The sequence below is a fragment of the Nonomuraea fastidiosa genome, assembly GCF_042751225.1.
Taxonomy (GTDB): Bacteria; Actinomycetota; Actinomycetes; order Streptosporangiales; family Streptosporangiaceae; genus Nonomuraea; species Nonomuraea fastidiosa.
Map to the genome: position 1 here is coordinate 3,791,570 of NZ_CP170570.1, position 18,282 is coordinate 3,809,851.

At 71.2% G+C, this 18,282-nt stretch carries 13 protein-coding genes and 1 pseudogene; 12 read left to right on the plus strand and 2 right to left on the minus strand.

The features are described 5' to 3' along the window. Positions 1–44: 44 nt before the first annotated feature. Together ACFMQL_RS17580 and ACFMQL_RS17585 are read right to left on the minus strand one after the other, a co-directional pair. The gene (locus ACFMQL_RS17580; RefSeq protein WP_378786095.1) at positions 45–1,265 is read right to left on the minus strand and encodes a cytochrome P450; all 1,221 of its coding nucleotides are present in this window, start codon (positions 1,263–1,265) and stop codon (positions 45–47) included. Positions 1,266–1,275: 10 nt separating this feature from the next. Then, on the minus strand, positions 1,276–2,007 hold the full coding sequence (locus ACFMQL_RS17585) for a TetR/AcrR family transcriptional regulator (protein ID WP_378786096.1): 732 nt from the start codon (positions 2,005–2,007) through the stop codon (positions 1,276–1,278). A 389-nt stretch (positions 2,008–2,396) separates the two neighbouring features. On the opposite strand from ACFMQL_RS17585, the gene ACFMQL_RS17590 reads away from it, so the two are divergent. From ACFMQL_RS17590 to tuf, 12 genes and pseudogenes are all read left to right on the plus strand, one after another. Then, positions 2,397–2,546 (plus strand): thiomuracin/GE37468 family thiazolyl RiPP peptide, encoded by a 150-nt coding sequence (locus tag ACFMQL_RS17590; RefSeq protein ID WP_364068681.1) that lies wholly within the window; start codon positions 2,397–2,399, stop codon positions 2,544–2,546. A gap of 79 nt (positions 2,547–2,625) precedes the next feature. Beyond that, on the plus strand, positions 2,626–5,154 hold the full coding sequence (locus ACFMQL_RS17595; RefSeq protein ID WP_378790172.1) for a lantibiotic dehydratase: 2,529 nt from the start codon (positions 2,626–2,628) through the stop codon (positions 5,152–5,154). After that, positions 5,151–5,981 carry a thiopeptide-type bacteriocin biosynthesis protein gene (locus tag ACFMQL_RS17600; RefSeq protein WP_364068679.1) on the plus strand — a complete coding sequence of 277 codons (831 nt, stop codon included), beginning with the start codon at positions 5,151–5,153 and terminating at the stop codon, positions 5,979–5,981. The genes ACFMQL_RS17595 and ACFMQL_RS17600 overlap by 4 nt, the downstream gene beginning before the upstream one ends. Further along, positions 5,978–6,937: a lantibiotic dehydratase C-terminal domain-containing protein gene (locus tag ACFMQL_RS17605; protein ID WP_378786097.1), complete on the plus strand. Its 960-nt coding sequence runs from the start codon at positions 5,978–5,980 to the stop codon at positions 6,935–6,937. The genes ACFMQL_RS17600 and ACFMQL_RS17605 overlap by 4 nt, the downstream gene beginning before the upstream one ends. Beyond that, on the plus strand, positions 6,934–8,232 hold the full coding sequence (locus ACFMQL_RS17610) for a SagB family peptide dehydrogenase (protein WP_378786098.1): 1,299 nt from the start codon (positions 6,934–6,936) through the stop codon (positions 8,230–8,232). The genes ACFMQL_RS17605 and ACFMQL_RS17610 overlap by 4 nt, the downstream gene beginning before the upstream one ends. Continuing rightward, entirely contained in the window at positions 8,229–10,310 is a 2,082-nt protein-coding gene (locus ACFMQL_RS17615; protein ID WP_378786099.1) for a hypothetical protein, read from the plus strand. The genes ACFMQL_RS17610 and ACFMQL_RS17615 overlap by 4 nt, the downstream gene beginning before the upstream one ends. Continuing rightward, positions 10,303–12,177 carry a TOMM precursor leader peptide-binding protein gene (locus ACFMQL_RS17620; protein ID WP_378786100.1) on the plus strand — a complete coding sequence of 625 codons (1,875 nt, stop codon included), beginning with the start codon at positions 10,303–10,305 and terminating at the stop codon, positions 12,175–12,177. Before ACFMQL_RS17615 ends, ACFMQL_RS17620 begins: the two co-directional genes overlap by 8 nt. A 10-nt stretch (positions 12,178–12,187) precedes the next feature. Then, positions 12,188–13,381 carry an amidohydrolase gene (locus tag ACFMQL_RS17625; RefSeq protein WP_378786101.1) on the plus strand — a complete coding sequence of 398 codons (1,194 nt, stop codon included), beginning with the start codon at positions 12,188–12,190 and terminating at the stop codon, positions 13,379–13,381. Between the two features lie 300 nt (positions 13,382–13,681). After that, a complete protein-coding gene (rpsL, locus tag ACFMQL_RS17630; RefSeq protein ID WP_043623420.1) occupies positions 13,682–14,056 on the plus strand; it encodes a 30S ribosomal protein S12 in 375 nt (124 codons plus the stop codon). A 2-nt stretch (positions 14,057–14,058) separates the two neighbouring features. Continuing rightward, positions 14,059–14,529 carry a 30S ribosomal protein S7 gene (gene rpsG / locus ACFMQL_RS17635; protein WP_364068667.1) on the plus strand — a complete coding sequence of 157 codons (471 nt, stop codon included), beginning with the start codon at positions 14,059–14,061 and terminating at the stop codon, positions 14,527–14,529. 84 nt (positions 14,530–14,613) lie between these two features. Next, positions 14,614–16,661 (plus strand): annotated as a pseudogene (gene fusA / locus ACFMQL_RS17640) (elongation factor G). Positions 16,662–16,814: 153 nt separating this feature from the next. Then, a complete protein-coding gene (gene tuf / locus ACFMQL_RS17645) occupies positions 16,815–18,008 on the plus strand; it encodes an elongation factor Tu (RefSeq protein ID WP_364068663.1) in 1,194 nt (397 codons plus the stop codon). Positions 18,009–18,282 lie beyond the last annotated feature (274 nt).

Consider the following 18,282-nt stretch of genomic DNA (forward strand, 5'->3'; position numbering starts at 1 on the left):
GGGCTGCCTGGCCGGGGGCTCTGCGGGGGAGTGGGCGGCGGCCGTCATCGCGCCGCCCGCTTGACGCGTACCGGAAGGCTCTTCACGCCGAACATCGGGTCCTCGTAGTACTCCAGCGTCGCGTCCGGCCGGATCTCGATGTGCTCGAACCGGTCGAACACCAGGTCGAGCGCGACCTTGCCCTCTACCCTGGCCAGCGGGGCGCCCAGGCAGAAGTGGATGCCGTGGCCGAAGGCGAACTGGCGGTTGGGCTGGCGGCTCGGGTCGAGCCGGTAGGGGTCGGGGAACTGGCGCTCGTCGTAGTTCGCCGACAGCAGCCAGTTGATGACCATGGACCCGGCCGGGATCGGCGTTCCCGCCACCTCGACGTCGGTCGTGCACAGCCGGGCCGCCTGAGTGAGCGGCGGACGCAGCCTGAGCACCTCTTCGAACGCCGCCCCGATCAGCTCCCTGTCGGCTCTGATGGCGCTCTCGACGCCGGGCGCGTCGCGGAAGCACAGGAACGCGTTGCCCAGCGCCATGGTGCTGGTGATCTGGCCGGCGAGCAGCAGCAGGCACGAGGAGTTGACGATTTCGGCGTCGGTGAGCCGGTCGCCGTCCACCTCGGCCGCGATGAGCCGGCTGACCAGGTCGTCCTGCGGCCGGGCGCGGCGCTCGTGCACGTGGGTGAGGACGTACTCGCCCATCTCGCGCATGGCCTGGCCGACCATGCGCCCGATCTCGATGTCCCTGGGGTCCTCGACGTGCAGGGCGACCAGCCGGTCGGCCCAGGTGCGGAACATCTCCCTGTCGTGGATCGGGATGCCGAGCAGCTCGGCGATCACCATCACGGGCAGCGGGTGCGCGATCTTCTCGACCAGGTCGAACTCGTCCTCGTCGATGTCGTCCAGCAGCGCTGTCGTCAGCTCCGCGATCCGGGGGACCATGTCGGCGGACATTTTCGGGGTGAACGCCTGGCTGATGAGTTTGCGGAGCTTGCGATGCTCCGGAGGGTCGGTGAGCATCAGGCTGCCCGCGCTGAACGGGTCGCCTCCGGGACGCAGCCGGTTGATGTCCGAAGAGAACGTCGCGTAGTCCGACATCACCCGCTGTACATCGGCATGCCGGAAAACGTGGAAGATGCCGAATACGTCGCGCCAGACGGGTTGTTCGTCCCGCATAGTGCCGAGCCACTTGAGCAGCGCACCGCCGCCGTCCTTGATTCGTGGCCGGGCGTCGGCGGGCATCGGCATGGTCGCGTCGGGTCGCACGTGGGTCTCGTTCACTTTCGGCTCCTTAGACGGAGGCGGCCATGGGCAGGCGGATCAGTTGCGCCCGGTAATTCGCCGCGGCCTCGTCGAAGATCTCGACGGTACGCCGGGCGGCCTCGCTCAGCTCCTCGGCGGGGAGCCGGACGGCGGGTTCGAACGAGCTCCTGACCACGCCGGCCAGGCAGTCGGCGCGGGCACCCGCGTCTAACGTCGCCCCCGCGATCTCGGCGTGCAGATGGAGCTTGATGAATCCGGAGAGAACGGCATCGAGCGCGAAGCCGTCACAGGGGTTCCACAATTCTTTGCCGTGCAGCATCCCGAGGTACTCACGGAATGGCGCGAACGTGGTGAAGCGGTAGCACTGGAAATCGAACCGCGGGTCGTCGCACGCCTTTCCGAGGATCTCTTTGTCGTGAGTGTAGAGCGCTCGGAAAAGTGGATATCTGAAGACCAGCGTGAAAAGTTCTCGGGTCAGTTCCGAGAGCCGCGCGACGGCGGGCCGCAGGAGCGCAATCCGGGAAATGTCCTGGCACACTCCGGCGATTTCCTGGATGACGAGTGTTCTTATCAGATCGTCCTTGGTGTCCCAGCTGAGATAAATTGTGCCCTTTCCGATGTCCGCTCGGCGGGCGATCTCGTCCATCGTGGTCCGCTTGTAGCCGGACCGCAGGAGCAGGCTCCTGGTGACGTCCATCGTCCTGCGTACGCGGTCGTCACTGGTCCTCCCGCCCGTGCTGCCGGTCGAGACGGTGCTCATGGCTGGGTGACTCCTCCCCGTAAGAGCTGGTGCGCCTGCCGGATTCCCGACAGTTCCGATCGCTAATTGGCCCCCTTTGTGCAATCGAGATAGCGGCATGTCAGAAGCCGACGCCGGCTCTGGCTCCTTATAGAGGGTAGCTTTCAAATAAGTTGAAATGTCCGGCTCCCAGCAGCCGGATGTCCCCCTTGTGTCCTCCCCCTGACCGTCTGACCAATCTTCGATTTCAGTCAGACAGTTCGCATTATTGACTCTTATCCATATGTACACCTAGCGTCGGCGATGTCGCAAGGGTGTTACATACCCGGCGATCACCCCCCAGCGATGCACATCTGTGCGTTTGCGTGGAAAGTCGATGGGGGTATCCACCCCCGGGAAGGAGAGTCCTAATGGACCTCAATGACCTGCCCATGGACGTCTTCGAACTCGCCGGAGACGACCTCGCCGTGGAGTCCCTTACCGCTGGTCACGGCATGACCGAGGTCGGCGCCTCGTGCAACTGCTTCTGCTACATCTGCTGCTCCTGCTCGAGCGCCTGACCCACGGGCGCGGACGCCGTGCCGCTGCGGCGTCCGCGCCCGTTTTCCTGCCGGTGAAGGAGCGAATGGGGCACAGGTGATGACGCTTACCGAACGGGAAGGTCCGCCGGTCGCGGTGCGCACGTGCGGGGTCGCGACGGAGAGGCTGGAATCGCTGCGCTGGGAGGAGTCCTACACACTGGCGACCCGGCTGCTCGCCGAGACCGCCGGTGTCGAGGCCGACGGGCGGCGGCTGGCCGTGGAGATCGGTGACGTCATCGGTGGCCTCGGCGCCTCCGGGCCTCGGCCCCTGCTCGTCGGGCTGCGCAGGGCGCTGCACGCGGGGCGGCTGCCCGCGGGGCGCGAGTGGGGGCCGGAGGTCGAGGCGGCGCTGCCGTACGAGCTGAAGGAAGAGGTGGCCGCGTGGGTGCGGCGGGCGCGCGAGTGCGCGGAGCTGCGGTCGCGGCTGCCCGAGGTGGTCGCCGAGGAGAGCCTGGAGCGGGAGGAACGCCTGCGCGCGGTGGCCGGTGACCCCGCCTTCCGCCGCGGGCTGTCGCTCGCCGGGCCGGAGCTCGCGGCCGAACTGGAGCGCTGGCTCGCCGATCCACGCCGCCGCCCCAAGCCGCAGAAGCTCCTCAGGCTGGCGAAATACCTGGCGCGGGCGGCGGTGAAGACCAGCCCGTACAGCACGTTCACCAGCACCGGGCCCGCGCTCTGGGGGAGCGCGGAGCGGCCGCTCGACGCTGGCGAGCCGGTGCCGGTGCTGGAGCTCGACGGCGTCAGGACGCATGCGGGCGAGTGGGTGCGGCTCAACCCGTCGGCCACGGTCGCGGGCGGCAAGGTGGAGTTCATCGGGCCGCCGCCGGGGGAGGCGCTGGTGTCGATCGGGACGACCGAGGCCGTCGCCGCGTGCCTGCGCGTCGTGGCGGGCGGGGACTGGGTGCACCGTGATCGGTTCGCCGAGGAGCTGCGTGCCGAGCCTGCCGCGGTCGCCGCGTTCGTCGGCAAGCTGATCGCGGCCGGGCTGCTCGAAGCCCGCCCGGCCGGCCTGCCCGCCGAGCTGCGGGAGGGGATCGCCCGTGCCGAGCGCGCCGCCGATCCGGCCGCCTACCGCCGTGAGCTCCGCCGGCTCACCGCCGCCGCGCGAGCGCACGCGGGCGGTGCGGAGGCTCACGCGCGCGGCGCGAGCAGCGCCGAGAAAGGCGCGGTCGGCGGGAGCGCGGGCGGCGCAGAGAAGAGCGCGGTCGGCGCGGAGAAGGGCGTCGAGGAGACGGCGGCGGTCCATGAGGTGACCGTCACCACGCGGCCCGTCGCGGAGCTCGACCTCGAGCGGTGGCGCGACGGATTGGCGGACCTCGACGTCGTACGCCGCTGGCTGGCCGTCTTCGATCCCAAGCACGCCATGCGCCTGGCCGTGGCCGACTACCTCACCACCCGTTACGGCCCTGACCCCGCGGTGCCGTTCCTCACCCTGCACCGCCACGTACAGCAAGAGCTCGCCGGCACCGGCGAGGCGGGCAAGGAACTGCGGGCCTTCCTCGGCCCGACGGCGGCTTGGACGCAGCCGCTCGCCGCGTCGGCCGTGCCCAGGATCCGCGAGCTGGAACGCCTGCGCGCCGGGGCGCGGGAGCTGGCGCTGCGCGTGGAGGACCCCGACGGCACCTGCCGTGTCGCGCCCGGGATGCTGGCCGAGCAGCTGGAGTCGTGGCCCTCCTGGCTTGCGATCCCCGAGTCCTCCGCCTGCTACGTGCAGGCAGCCGGCGGCTCGCTGGTGCTCAACGTGATCCACTGCGGCCACGGCCGGGCCCTGCGCAGGCTCGACCACCTCATCGAGCGCGCCGCCGGCAGCGTCGTGCGGGCCAGTACCGGCCACCCGGCCGAGCGCGCCACGCCGCACCGTGTCGAGGATCCGCCTGACGCGGTGTACGCCGAGATCTCCGGCGACCTGGGCTCCAGCCTCAACGCCCGCCCGCCGAGCACCCGCTACGAGATCGACTACCCGCACTCGCCCGGCACCCGCCCGCCCGAGCTGCGGCTGCCGCTCACGGACCTGCACGTGACGCTCGGCTCCGGGACCGGCCTGCCCGAGCTGCGCTCCAAGCGGCTCGGCCGCCGGGTGATCCCGCTGCACCTCGGCATGGCCGCCGAGTTCCAGCTCCCGCCGGCCGCGCGGTTCCTCGAACGCGTCTTCGGGCCCGGCTTCCTGCTCCATCCCAGCTCGCCGCCGCTGGTCCGGATGGGCAGGGTGCCGCCGGAGGTCACCCGCTATCCGCGGGTCGAGGCCGGGCGGGTGGTCGTGCAGCGCCGCCGCTGGCTGGCGCCCGCCGCGACGCTGCCGGTCCGGCCGAAGGGCGAGGACGACGCGGCGTACCTGGTGCGGCTGATCGCGTGGGCGGATCAGTACGGCGTGCCGCACCGCTCGTTCGTACGGGCCTGGCCGGAGCAGACAGGACAGGCCGGCCAGGACAAGGCGCGCAAGCCACTCTTCCTGGACCTGGCCGATCTGTTCCTGGTCAAGAACTTCGAGCGCCAGATACGCGGCTGCGCGTTCGCGCTCTTCGAGGAGGCGCTGCCCGATCCGGGGCCGGACCGGGTGACCGAATACCTGATCGAGATGGGGGGCCGATGAGCTGGGTGAGCGTGCACGTCTTCTCGCAGGGACCGCTCGACCAGATGATCATGGAGCTGGCCGGGCCGCTGCTCGGGGACGACGGCTTCTTCCTGCGCTACTGGGAGGGCGGCCCGCACCTGCGGATCAGGGTCAAGTCGCACCCGGCCGAGCACGTCGTGGCGCGGGCGGAGGCGTACCTGCGCGACCACCCGTCCGAGGCGGTGATCGACCCGGAGGAGTACGCCAGGCTCGCCGCCACCCTCGCCGCCCGCGAAGGGCTGTCCGGCCACACCGGCCGCCTCTATCCGAACGACTCCGTGCACCTCATCCCATACCGGCCGGAACACCACCGCTACGGCACCGGCCGTTCGCTCGACGCGGCGGAGCGGCACTTCCACGAGTCCAGCAGGATCGCCCTTGAGCTGATCAGATCCGGGCTTCCTCCCGCGCGCCGGGGCGCGGCCTGGCTGACCATGCTGCTGGTGGCCTGGCAGGTGGCGGGGGAAGGCCGGATGTTCGCGCCGCCGCCCGGCGCGCCGGTCGAAGCGCCGCACGACCGGGCGACCCGCGAGCGGCTGGCGGCGCTGGCGGCGCACGCTCGTACGGTGACGGCGCAGCCACCGCAGAGCGAGCCCGCCGGCGTGGTCGCGAGCTGGTACGCCTCGATCGCCCGGCTGGCCGATGAACTGGCGGCGGCCGGGTTCGACGCGCGGCGGACCGGCGAGACCGTCGATCTCGCCGCCCATCTGCTGGCCAACAGGCTCGGCATCCGCGTGCAGGAGGAGGCGCGCCTGCGCCACCTGGCGACGGGAGCCGTGCGGGAGCCGGAGGTGAGCGTCGGATGACGTGGACACGGCTGCGGGTCGACTATCACGACGGCCCGATGGACGACCTCATCCTGGACGCGCTGCGCCCGGCCTGGCGCGAGGGTACCCGCGGATACTTCGTCCGCCACTGGATACGCGGCCCCCACCTGCGGGTCTTCGTGGACGGCGACGCGAGGCGGACCGTCCGCGCGATCGAGCGGTACCTGGCGGCCCATCCGTCCGCGGGCACCACCGCGCCGGAGTCGCTGCTCCCTCTGCACGAGCGCCTGGCCGAGCTGGAAGGCGAGCAGAGGCCGCTGATGCCGTGGGAACCTGACAACACGGTCACCGCCGAGCCGCTCGGCATTGACACCGAGCTCGACCGGTTCCTGGCCGGCTTCTACGCCGACACCACCGAGGCCGCCTTCGAGGCGCTCGACCGGGTGCGCGGCGGCACGCCCCTGCCGGGGATCGCCTTCGACCTGGTGGTCTCCACCGTGCACCACCTGTCCGGTGGCGGCCTGCCCGCCGCCAGGACGTCGCTGCGCTCGCACGCCGAGGCGTACCTGGCGCGCACGCCCGGCCTGCGCGAGCGCTGGCAGGCGCACTACGAACGCAACAGGGCGGCGCTGACCGCCAGGATCGAGGCCCTGACCGCCACCGCCGAGCCCGCCGGCTGGCTGGACACGCTGCGCCGCACCCGTGACCGCGGCAGGGCGCTCATCGACGAGGGCCGCCTGCGCCTCGGCTACGACACCGGCGGCACCGCCACGCAGCCGCCGCTCGCCGAGGTCTCGGCGTTCCACCGCCGCCTGGAGACCGACGAGACCTGGCTGGCGGTCAAGGACACCCCTGCCTTCGCCGCGTACCGGCTGGTGCTGAACTGCACGTACCTCCACCTCACCCGGCTCGGGCTCTCGCCCGACCGGCGCTTCCTCGTCTGCTACCTCGCCGCGAACGCCGCCGACGACGTCTACCGGGCGGTGGCCTCATGAGTCTCCTTATAAGAGAGGAACGGTACGAGCTGCGGCCCGGCGTGCACCTCGCCAGGCTGGGCTCAGGAGCCCGCCTGTTCGCCTGGCCGCACGCCGAGACGCTCGGCGACCTGACCGAGGCCGAGCTGGACCTGCTCCGCGACCTGGCCAAGGGACCCCGCCCGGCCTCGGGGCCGCTCGTCGAACGGCTCCGCGCGGGCGGCTGGCTCAAGATCACGGTGACCGATGGGGACCGGCCGCTCTACACCCTGGACCCGCTCCGCCCGCCGCCGCCCCGGCCCCCGGTGCCGGAGGAGCCGGTCCTGTCCAGGTTCGCCGCGCTGCGGCGGGACGGGGAGACGCTGGTGGCGAGCTCCCCGCTCGCCTGGTGCGACCTGCGGATCCACGATCCGGCCCTGGTGGCGGAGGTGGTCAGCCCCGCAGGCGCACTGCTGGCCGACCTGGCGTGGGCGGGACTGGCCGTGGCCCGCGGCTCCGAGGAGGCCGAGCTGCGCGTCAGGCAGTGGGCGCCGCACGAGCTGGAGTTCCACGAACGCAGCCGCGTCGGCTACCGGGGCTACCTGGGCGACGGTTTCGGCGGGACGTTCTGGGCGCGCGGCCGGTTCGAGCCGCTGCGCGCCAGGCCGGAGCCGTACCCGGGTGAGGTGATCGGGCTGCGCGTCCCCGACCTGGAGGAGCTGCGGCAGAAGGACCCCACGCTCACCGACGTCCTGGAAGGCCGCAGATCGAGGCGGGAGCACGACGACACCCGCCCGATCACCCTGGACCTGCTCGGCGAGCTGCTCTACCGCACGTCCAGGGTGCGCGAGACCTGGGTCGCGGACGGCGTCGAGTACACCAGCAAGCCGTACCCCTCCGGCGGATCCGTCTACGAGCTGGAGATCTACCCCGTCGTGCGGAACGTGGCCGGCCTCGAACCCGGCATGTACCACTACGACGCGCACGAACACGTCCTGCGGCAGGTGCGCGAGGCCGCGCATCCCGCCGTGCGCAGGCTGCTGACCGTCGCCGGCCACGGCGCCGCCACCGGACAGCGCCCCCAGGTCCTGCTCGCGATCTCCAGCAGGGCGGGCCGGCTGCTCTGGAAGTACGAAGGCATGGGGTACGCGCTGACGCTCAAGCACGTGGGCGTGCTCTACCAGACGCTCTACTGCGTGGCCACGGCGATGGGCCTGGCCGCCTGCGGGCTCGGCAGCGGCGACTCGGTCGCGTTCGCCGAGGCGACCGGACGGGACCCGCTGGAGGAGTGCGCGGTGGGCGAATTCATGATCGGAACCGTGGAGGCACCGCGTTGATCGACTTCAAGCCCCGACTGCCGGCCGACGTCCGCTTCGCGCCCACCTCCGGCGGTGTCGCCTTCCTCACCAGGGAGGGCATCGTGCGGATGAACGGCGCCTCCGCCCACCTGTGGATGGAGCGGCTGGCCACGTACCTTGACGGGAGCAGGACCGTGGCCGAGCTGACCGCCGGGCTGCCCGATGAGCGGCGCGCGTTCGTGACGGGCCTGCTGACCAAGCTGCACGAGCGCGGCCTCGTCGAGGACGCGGCGCGGCCCGGCGGGCGCGCCCGGACCGGGGCGCTGGACCTGCCCGCGGGCCTGCGCTGCTCGTTACTGGGCGGCGGCGGCCGCTTCGGCGCGCTGCCCGCGGCTCTGGCCGACGCCCTGACCCGGCTCGGGCTGGAGGTCGTCAGAGCGGCCGGCAGCGCGGGGGACACAGCGGCCGGCAGCGCGTGGGGCACAGCGGCCGGCGGGGCGGCGGACGCGGCGGCCGGCAGGGCGGCGGGCCTGCCAGGGGCGTGCGACGCGGTGGTGCACCTGGCGGCGGCCGACGCGGACGGGCTGGCCGCCGCCGCGGAACTCGACCGGTTGAGCGCCGAGCACGGGGTGCCCGTCACGCACGTTCTGCTGCGCGCGGGCGAGGCGTGGTGGAGCGAGGCGGGGATCGCGGGCCGCGAGGTACCACCGCTGGCCGCGGGCTGGCGGCGGCTGGCCGCCATGGACGCCGGCCCGCCCGAGGCCGGGCCCGCCCGCGTGTCGTCCGTCGCCGCCGCCGTCGTCGCCGGGCAGGTCGCGGCGGACCTGGGCCGCCGCCTGTCGGGGACGCCGCGGGCGGACGGCGATCCCCGGCTGCACGTGGTGGACCTCGCCGGGCTGCACACCCGTACGCACACCTTCCTGCCGCATCCCGCGGTGGTGCGGCCGGCCGGGAGCGCGCAGGCGGGGCCCTTCATGGAGGAGCTGACGGAGGAGGAGTTCTCCCGGCGGGCCGCCAGGCTGATGGACTCGCGGACCGGCGTGTTCGCCGAGATCGACGAGGGGGAGTACGGCCAGCTCCCGCTGCACGTGTCGGTCACCACGGTGGCCGACCCCATGGGCGTGCTGGGCAAGGCCAGGCCACGGGTGATCGGCGTGGGGCACGACTTCGCCGTGGCGCGGTACCGGGCGGCGCTGAAGGCGCTCGCCGTTCACGGGCTGCTCGCCTGCGACCCGCGCCGCCTCGTCACGGCGGACGGCAAGCCGCTGCTCCCCGAGGCCGCCGCGCCGGACGGGCGCCTGCCGGGCGACAGCACGCCGCCGCTCTCAGAAGCCGCCGTGACGGGCGCGAGCCTGCTCGAAGCCGCCGTGACGGGCGCGAGCCTGCTCGAAGCCGCCGTGACGGGCGCGAGCCTGCTCGAAGCCGCCGTGATGGACGCGAGCCTGCTCGAAGACGTCGCGGCGGGGCGGGCCGAGGCGTTCGTCCGCGGCCGGGACCTCGTCAACGGCGACGAGGTCCTGCTGCCCGCGCGCGAGGTGTTCCTCGACCCGCACGCCACCGGGGCCGCCGCCGGCTATTCGGCCGAGGAGGCGCTGGTGGCGGCGCTGCTCCAGCACTGCGCAGCCGCCAGCGCCGGACGCGACGGGCCGCTGCCGCCCGTGGACGCGGCCGGCGCGCGGGCGGCGGACACCGAGACCGACCGCTCGCTCGCGCTCCTGGACGCGACCGGCCTCGACCACCAGGTGCTGGACGCCACCGGCCCCTCCGGCGTGCCCGTGTACGCGGGAACGCTGGACGGCAGGCTCGTGGCGCGGGCGGCGGGCGTCACACCCCTGGCCGCCCTGCGGGCCACGCTCGAAGGGATGCTCGCCGCGTACCAGGGCATTCCACCCGCCGCTCCGCTCCCCGACCTGCACCTGACCGCCGCCGACCGGCCACCGATCACGGTGGACGCGCACGCGGAGCCGCTCAGCGCCGCGCGGCTCGCCGCCGCGCTGGCCGGTGAGGGGCTGCGGGTCAGCGCCGTTCCGCTGGACCACGACATGGCGGTGCACGCGCTCGTGCCGCATGTCGTCCGCGTCGTCACGCACCCCCTCCAGGAGCCGCTTCATGGCTGAGGTCATCGGCACGGGCCTGCTGGCCGAGGAGATCGAGATCGCGCTGAAGCACCGCGACGACCGGGGAGAGTCCCAGGTGGTGATCAGCGCAGAAGACGGCTGGGCGTGCGACAGGACGCCGGAGACCGGCGCGGCGGCGTGGCTGCCGGTGCGGGTGGAGTACAACGTCGCCGTCGTCGGCCCGCTGCGCAGGCCCGGCGAGCCCGGCTGCCTCACCTGCTTCGAGACGCGGCGCGAGCGGATCAGGACCGACAGCGCAGACCGGGCCGCCATCCTCGCCGCGCACGGCGAGGAGCTGGCCGAGCGGCCGTCGCCGTACCTCGGACGGCTGGCGGCGGGCACCGTCGCGGCGCTGGCCGCGCACGCCGTGGACGGCCCCACGTGCACCGTCTGGTACGTCGACCTGCGCACGCTCACGGTCGAACGCCACCCGTTCCTGCCGGAGCCGCACTGCCCCGACTGCGGCGACCTGCCGGACGACGACCGCGCGTCCGCCGTGTTCGAGCCGGGAGACCTCCCGCAGCCGCCCGCCTACCGGGTCAGGGACGTGCTCGCCGAGCACGGCGAGCTGCTCGATACGTACGTGGACGGCGAATGCGGCCTGATCAGGCCGCTCGTCAGGGACACGCTCGGTGGCCTGGTGATCGCCGGGGCGATGCTGCCACTGCGCTTCGACGGCGGCTCCGAGCCCGGCGTCGGCAGGACGCGGGGATACCGCTCCAGCGAGGTCACCGCCATGCTGGAGGCGCTCGAACGGTGGGGCGGCGTCGAGCCGGGCGGCAAACGCACCCGCGTGCGGGCCTCGTACGCGGAGGTGGCCGAGGATGCGCTCGACCCGCGGACGCTGGGCGTGCACGACCCCTCGTCGTACGCCAGGGAGGGCTTCGGCTTCCGGCCGTTCACCGAGCACGCCGTCTGCGACTGGGTGTGGGGGTACTCCTTCGCCCGCCGCGCCCCCGTCCTGGTGCCGGAGAGCGTGGCGTATTACTACGTGCGCGGGAAGGACCGGCCGTTCCTGTTCGAGATCTCCAACGGGTGCGCGCTCGGCGGCAGCATGGCCGAGGCCCTGCTGTACGGGCTGCTGGAGACGGTCGAGCGGGACGCGTTCCTCATGACGTGGTACGCCCGCCTCGCCGTGCCGCGCATCGACCTCGCCACGGCCCGCGACCGCACCATCCCCCTCCAGGCGGCCGCCATCACGGCGGAGACCGGCTACCGGGTCGAGCTGTACGACACGACGATGGAGCACGGCATCCCCAGCGTGTGGGCGATGGGGGTACGGCAGGACGGCGATCAGCGCAGGCCGCGCATGGTGTGCGCGGCGGGCGCGCACCTCGATCCCGAGAAGGCCGTGCTGAGCGCGCTGAGCGAGCTCGGCCCGCTGCTGGCCGACCTCATCCGGCGCTACCCGGACGAGATGGACAGAGCGCGGGAGATGGTGGCGGACTCCGACCTCGTGACCACCATGCACGACCACTCCACCCTGTACGGCGCGGACGCCGCCTTCGAGCGGCTGTCCTTCCTGACAGGGGGCCTGACAGGGGGCCTGACAGGGGGCACGGACGTGAGGCGGCTGCCGGACATGGCGCGCGTACCGGGCCCGTTCGACACCGGGCGGCTGGTGGACCGCTTCCTCGCCGAGGGCATGGACGTGGTCGTCGTGGACCAGACGACGCCGGAGCACCGCGCGGGCGGCTTCCGCTGTGTCAAGGTGCTGGTGCCGGGGACGCTGCCGATGACCTTCGGCCATCGCAACCGCAGGGTCCATGGGCTGAGCCGGCCTCTTGAGGTGCCCTATCGGCTGGGCCACCGCGACGCGCCGCTGACGCCCGCCGACCTGAACCCCGATCCGCACCCCTTCCCATGACGGGCCTCCCATGACGGACGAGCTACGCGACCTGGCGATCTTCCGCGCCGACCTGCACGCGCACCCCGAGCTGTCCCATCAGGAGTCGCGCACGGCCGGCCGCCTGGCGGAGCGGCTGGCCAGCGCCGGCTGCGAGGTCACGACCGGGGTGGGCGGCCACGGCGTGGTCGGGCGGCTGTCGCGGGGCGACGGGCCCGTGGTCATGCTCAGGGCCGAGCTGGACGCGCTGCCCGTCAAGGAGGAGAGCGGCCTGTCGTACGCCAGCGCCGCCACCGCGACCTCGCCCGGCGGCAGGACGGTGCCCGTGTCGCATGCCTGCGGCCATGACCTGCACCTGGCCTGCCTCGCCGGCGTCGCGGGGCGGCTGGCGGCGTCGGACGGCTGGCGGGGGACCGTCCTGCTGGTCGGCCAGCCCGCCGAGGAGACGCTGGACGGCGCGGCGGCGATGCTCGCCGACGGCCTGTACGAGCGGTTCGGCACGCCGGACGTGGCGCTGGCCCAGCACGTCTCGCCCTTCCCCGCCGGCCTGATCGCCTACGCGGACCCGCCCACCGCGGCGGGGGCCGAGCTGCGCCTGGTCGTCAGGGGCGACGGCGGCCACGTCACCCGCCACGCCGCACGGGCCGCGCGTAACCCGGTGCCGGCGCTCGCCGCGCTCGTCCACCGGATCGACGGGACGGCCTTCGACGAGGCGACCGTCACCGTGGGGACGCTGCACGCGGGCGAGCGGCCGAACGTGGTGCCGTCCGTCGCCGAGGCGGGGTTGACGGTCAGGGCCGCCACGCTGGACGCGGTGGACCGCGCCGTCGCGCGGATCACGCGGCTGGCGGGGGAGTACGCGGGAGCCGAGGTCACCGTGGTCTCCCGGGTGCCGCAGGGCGCGAACGACCCGGTGGCCACCGCTACCGTACGCAAGGCGCACGAGGCGGCCCTGGGCACGGTCGTCACCGCCCCGGGCGGTGCCGCCTGCGAGGACTTCCCCCTGTACGGTGTTCCGTCCGTCTATTGGTACGTGGGCGCGGCCCCCCGTACCGGCCGGGTCGGACACCCCCATACCGGGACCTTCTGTCCCGACCCGGTGCCGACGTTGCGAGCGGGGGTCACCGCTTTGCACGCGGCGGCTCTGGCAGTACTCGCGAACCCGTCACAGATCACCTCGCCGTCCCGATATCATGGGCGCGGGGCTGTAGCCGAGCCCGGCTGAACAGGCTCGGCGTCCCGGAGTGGCAAGGCTTATCCGCTTTGCCGCGCCGCTTTGACGTGTCGCAGAGGCGTAGGTAGTCTTGTGCTTCGTGCCCGTCGTAAGCGGGCCCTCGACCGTGCGCTCATTGCGGCGCGGGACGGCTTCCTGGCTCGTAATCCTCGCGGACGTGTCTGTGCGAATAGCGCGACACGCCCGAGCGCGGGGGCACCGAGGCAAGAAAAATCAGCAGGTCATGACACCGGCAGTACCTGCGACAAGACACATGACGTAACACCGGCCAAGGCACGAAACGGAGTGGCAGTGCCCACTATTCAGCAGTTGGTCCGCAAGGGCCGGCAGGACAAGGTCGCGAAGACCAAGACTCCTGCCCTCAAGGGGAGTCCGCAGCGGCGCGGCGTGTGCCAGCGCGTTTACACCACCACCCCGAAGAAGCCCAATTCGGCACTGCGTAAGGTGGCCCGCGTTCGGCTCACGAACGGCATCGAGGTCACGGCCTACATCCCCGGTGTGGGCCACAACCTCCAGGAGCACTCCATCGTGCTCGTGCGCGGCGGTCGTGTGAAGGACCTGCCGGGTGTTCGCTACAAGATCATCCGTGGTTCGCTCGACACCCAGGGTGTGCGCAACCGCAAGCAGGCCCGTAGCCGCTACGGCGCGAAGAAGGAGAAGAGCTAACAATGCCGCGTAAGGGTTCTCCTGGCCGTCGTCAGCTCATGGCTGACCCGGTTTACAGCTCGCCGCTGGTGACCGCCCTGATCAACAAGGTGCTCCTGGACGGCAAGCGCTCCATCGCGCAGTCGATCGTCTACGGCGCGCTCGAGGGCTGCAGGGAGAAGACGGGCAACGACCCGGTCGTCACCCTGAAGCGCGCGCTTGACAACGTCAAGCCGACCCTTGAGGTTCGCAGCCGTCGCGTCGGTGGCGCGACCTACCAGGTGCCTGTCGAGGTGCGCGCGGCGCGCAGCACCACCCTGGCCCTGCGCTGGCTGGTGCAGTACGCCCGCGCCCGCCGCGAGAAGACCATGACCGAGCGCCTCATGAACGAGCTCCTCGACGCCAGCAACGGCCTCGGGGCGAGCGTGAAGAAGCGCGAGGACACCCACAAGATGGCCGAGTCCAACAAGGCCTTCGCCCACTACCGCTGGTAGTGGATCCGACGAGACGACGAGGACGCGAGAGAAGTGGCCACCACGACCGCTCTTGACCTGGCCAAGGTCCGCAACATCGGGATCATGGCCCACATCGACGCGGGCAAGACCACCACGACCGAGCGCATCCTGTTCTACACCGGTATCAACTACAAGATCGGTGAGGTCCACGAGGGCGCTGCCACGATGGACTGGATGGAGCAGGAGCAGGAGCGCGGCATCACCATCACGTCTGCCGCGACGACGTGCGAGTGGCTCGGTCACACCATCAACATCATCGACACTCCCGGCCACGTCGACTTCACGATCGAGGTGGAGCGCTCGCTCCGCGTCCTCGACGGGGCCGTCGCCGTCTTCGACGGCGTCGCGGGTGTCGAGCCCCAGTCGGAAATGGTGTGGCGGCAGGCTGACCGCTACAACGTTCCGCGCATCTGCTTCGTGAACAAGATGGACCGCGTCGGCGCCGAGTTCCACCGCTGCGTCGACATGATGGTCAGCCGTCTTGGCGCCACGCCGGCCGTCATCCAGCTTCCGCTGGGCGTCGAGGCCGACTTCAAGGGCGTCATCGACCTGGTGAAGATGAAGGGCCTCGTCTGGAGCGCCGAGGCGGCGAAGGGCGAGATGTACGACACCGTCGACATCCCCGCCGACCACGCCGAGGCCGCCCGCGAGTGGCGCGACCGCCTCATCGAGACCGTCGCCGAGAACGACGACGAGCTGATGGAGCTCTACCTCGAGGGCACCGAGCCCACCGAGGACCAGCTCGTGGCCGCGCTGCGCCGCGCGACGCTGGCCGGCAAGGTCAACCCCGTGCTGTGCGGCACCGCGTTCAAGAACAAGGGCGTGCAGCCCCTGCTCGACGCGATCGTCGCCTACCTCCCGGCCCCGACCGACATCCCGTCCTTCAAGGGCCACGCGGTCGGCAACGAGGAGAAGGTCGTCGAGCGTCACGCGGACGTGAACGAGCCGTTCTCCGCGCTGGCGTTCAAGATCGCGAGCGACCCGCACCTGGGTAAGATCACCTACATCCGCATCTACTCGGGCAAGCTCGAGGCCGGTTCACAGGTCATGAACTCTGTGAAGGGCAAGAAGGAGCGGATCGGCAAGATCTACCAGATGCACGCCAACAAGCGTGAGGAGCGCCCGTCGGCGATCGCCGGTCAGATCGTCGCGGTCATGGGTCTGAAGGACACCACGACCGGCGACACGCTGTGCGACCCGGCGAACCAGGTCGTGCTCGAGTCGATGACGTTCCCGGCTCCGGTCATCAACGTCGCCATCGAGCCCAAGACCAAGGGCGACCAGGAGAAGCTGTCGACCGCCATCCAGCGGCTGGCCGAGGAGGACCCGTCCTTCCAGGTCCGCCGTGACGAGGAGACCGGTCAGACGGTCATCTGGGGCATGGGCGAGCTTCACCTGGAGATCCTCGTCGACCGCATGCGCCGCGAGTTCAAGGTCGAGGCCAACGTCGGCCGCCCGCAGGTCGCCTACCGCGAGACCATCCGCCGCAAGGTGGAGAAGGTCGACTACACCCACAAGAAGCAGACCGGTGGTTCCGGTCAGTTCGCCCGGGTGATCATCGACCTGGAGCCGCTGGGCGAGGGCAACGACGGCTACGAGTTCGAGAACAAGGTCACCGGTGGCCGCGTCCCGAGGGAGTACATCCCGTCGGTCGACGCCGGCGCCCAGGAGGCCGCCGAGTTCGGCGTGCTGGCCGGTTACCCGATGGTCGGCGTCAAGGTGACGCTGGTCGACGGTCAGGCCCACGACGTCGACTCCTCGGAGATGGCGTTCAAGATCGCCGGTTCGATGGCCTTCAAGGAGGCCGCCCGTAAGGCCGAGCCGGTGCTCCTCGAGCCGATGATGGCCGTCGAGGTCACCACCCCCGAGGACTACATGGGTGATGTCATCGGTGACCTCAACGGTCGCCGGGGGCAGATCCAGGCGATGGACGAGCGGGCCGGCGCCGTGTCGTCCAGGCGCTCGTGCCGCTGTCTGAGATGTTCGGCTACGTGGGCGACCTGCGTAGCAAGACGCAGGGGCGGGCGAGCTACAGCATGATATTCGACTCCTACGCTGAGGTGCCTCCGGGCATCGCCAAGGAGATCGTCGCGAAGGCCCGGGGCGAGTAAGTTCCGATCCGGCCGCGCGAGCGGGCGGACCGGGCGTACGTCCTGGTCCCTAGGTGCGGTGGTCACAACGGCCGCCGCACCGCCAAGGGGTTCGGATCACCCGGGCCCGAGTGTGTAGACGAAAGTCAGTCAGATTCTCTAAGGAGAGAACCAGTGGGCAAGGCCAAGTTCGAGCGGACTAAGCCGCACATGAACATCGGCACCATTGGGCACATCGACCACGGCAAGACCACGCTGACCGCGGCGATCACCAAGGTGCTCCACGACCGTTACCCTGACCTCAACGCCGCCACGCCGTTCGACAAGATCGACAAGGCGCCGGAGGAGAAGGCTCGCGGCATCACCATCTCCATCGCGCACGTCGAGTACCAGACCGAGAAGCGCCACTACGCGCACGTCGACTGCCCTGGTCACGCCGACTACGTGAAGAACATGATCACCGGTGCCGCCCAGATGGACGGCGCCATCCTCGTGGTCGCCGCCACCGACGGCCCGATGCCGCAGACGAAGGAGCACGTCCTCCTGGCCCGCCAGGTCGGCGTCCCCTACATCGTCGTGGCCCTCAACAAGGCCGACATGGTCGACGACGAGGAGATCCTGGAGCTCGTCGAGCTCGAGGTCCGTGAGCTCCTCACCGCGCAGGAGTTCCCCGGCGACGACGTGCCGGTCGTCCGCGTCTCCGCCCTCAAGGCCCTTGAGGGTGACGAGAAGTGGGCCGACAGCATCATCGAGCTCATGAACGCCGTGGACGAGAACGTCCCCGAGCCGCCGCGTGAGACGGACAAGCCGTTCCTCATGCCGGTTGAGGACGTCTTCTCCATCACCGGTCGCGGTACGGTCGTCACCGGCCGTATCGAGCGCGGTGTCGTCAAGGTCAACGAGCAGGTCGACATCATCGGCATCAAGCCGGAGAAGATCTCGACCACCGTCACCAGCATCGAGATGTTCAACAAGATGCTGGACGAGGGTCACGCCGGTGACAACGCCGCCCTGCTGCTGCGCGGTATCAAGCGCGACGAGGTCGAGCGCGGCCAGTGTGTCATCAAGCCGGGCACGACCACCCCGCACACCGAGTTCGAGGGCCAGGTCTACATCCTGTCCAAGGACGAGGGCGGCCGCCACACGCCGTTCTTCAACAACTACCGCCCGCAGTTCTACTTCCGTACGACGGACGTGACCGGCGTGGTGCACCTGCCCGAGGGCACCGAGATGGTCATGCCGGGCGACAACACCGAGATGCGCGTTGAGCTGATCCAGCCCATCGCCATGGAGGAAGGCCTGAAGTTCGCGATCCGCGAGGGTGGCCGCACCGTCGGCGCCGGTCGGGTCACGAAGATCATCAAGTAGCCAGACCGTCGGGGCGGCGGCCGGCCCGGGCTCCGGGACCGGCCGCCGCACCACGTCCCAGCCGGAACCCGTACGCGAGAGCGGGCGGAGCCGGCGCGGGAAGCCCCACGCGGGACACCGTGATCCAGCAGTCGCTTCGGCCGGTACCACGTGACCGAAGTCACTGCCGGATCACGGAAGAAAAAGGCAGATCGACTACGTCTGCCACGTGGGGTTACGCGGGCTTTTACCTGCAAGAACAGCGGCAACAGGCCGCACGATACTTTTTCAGACG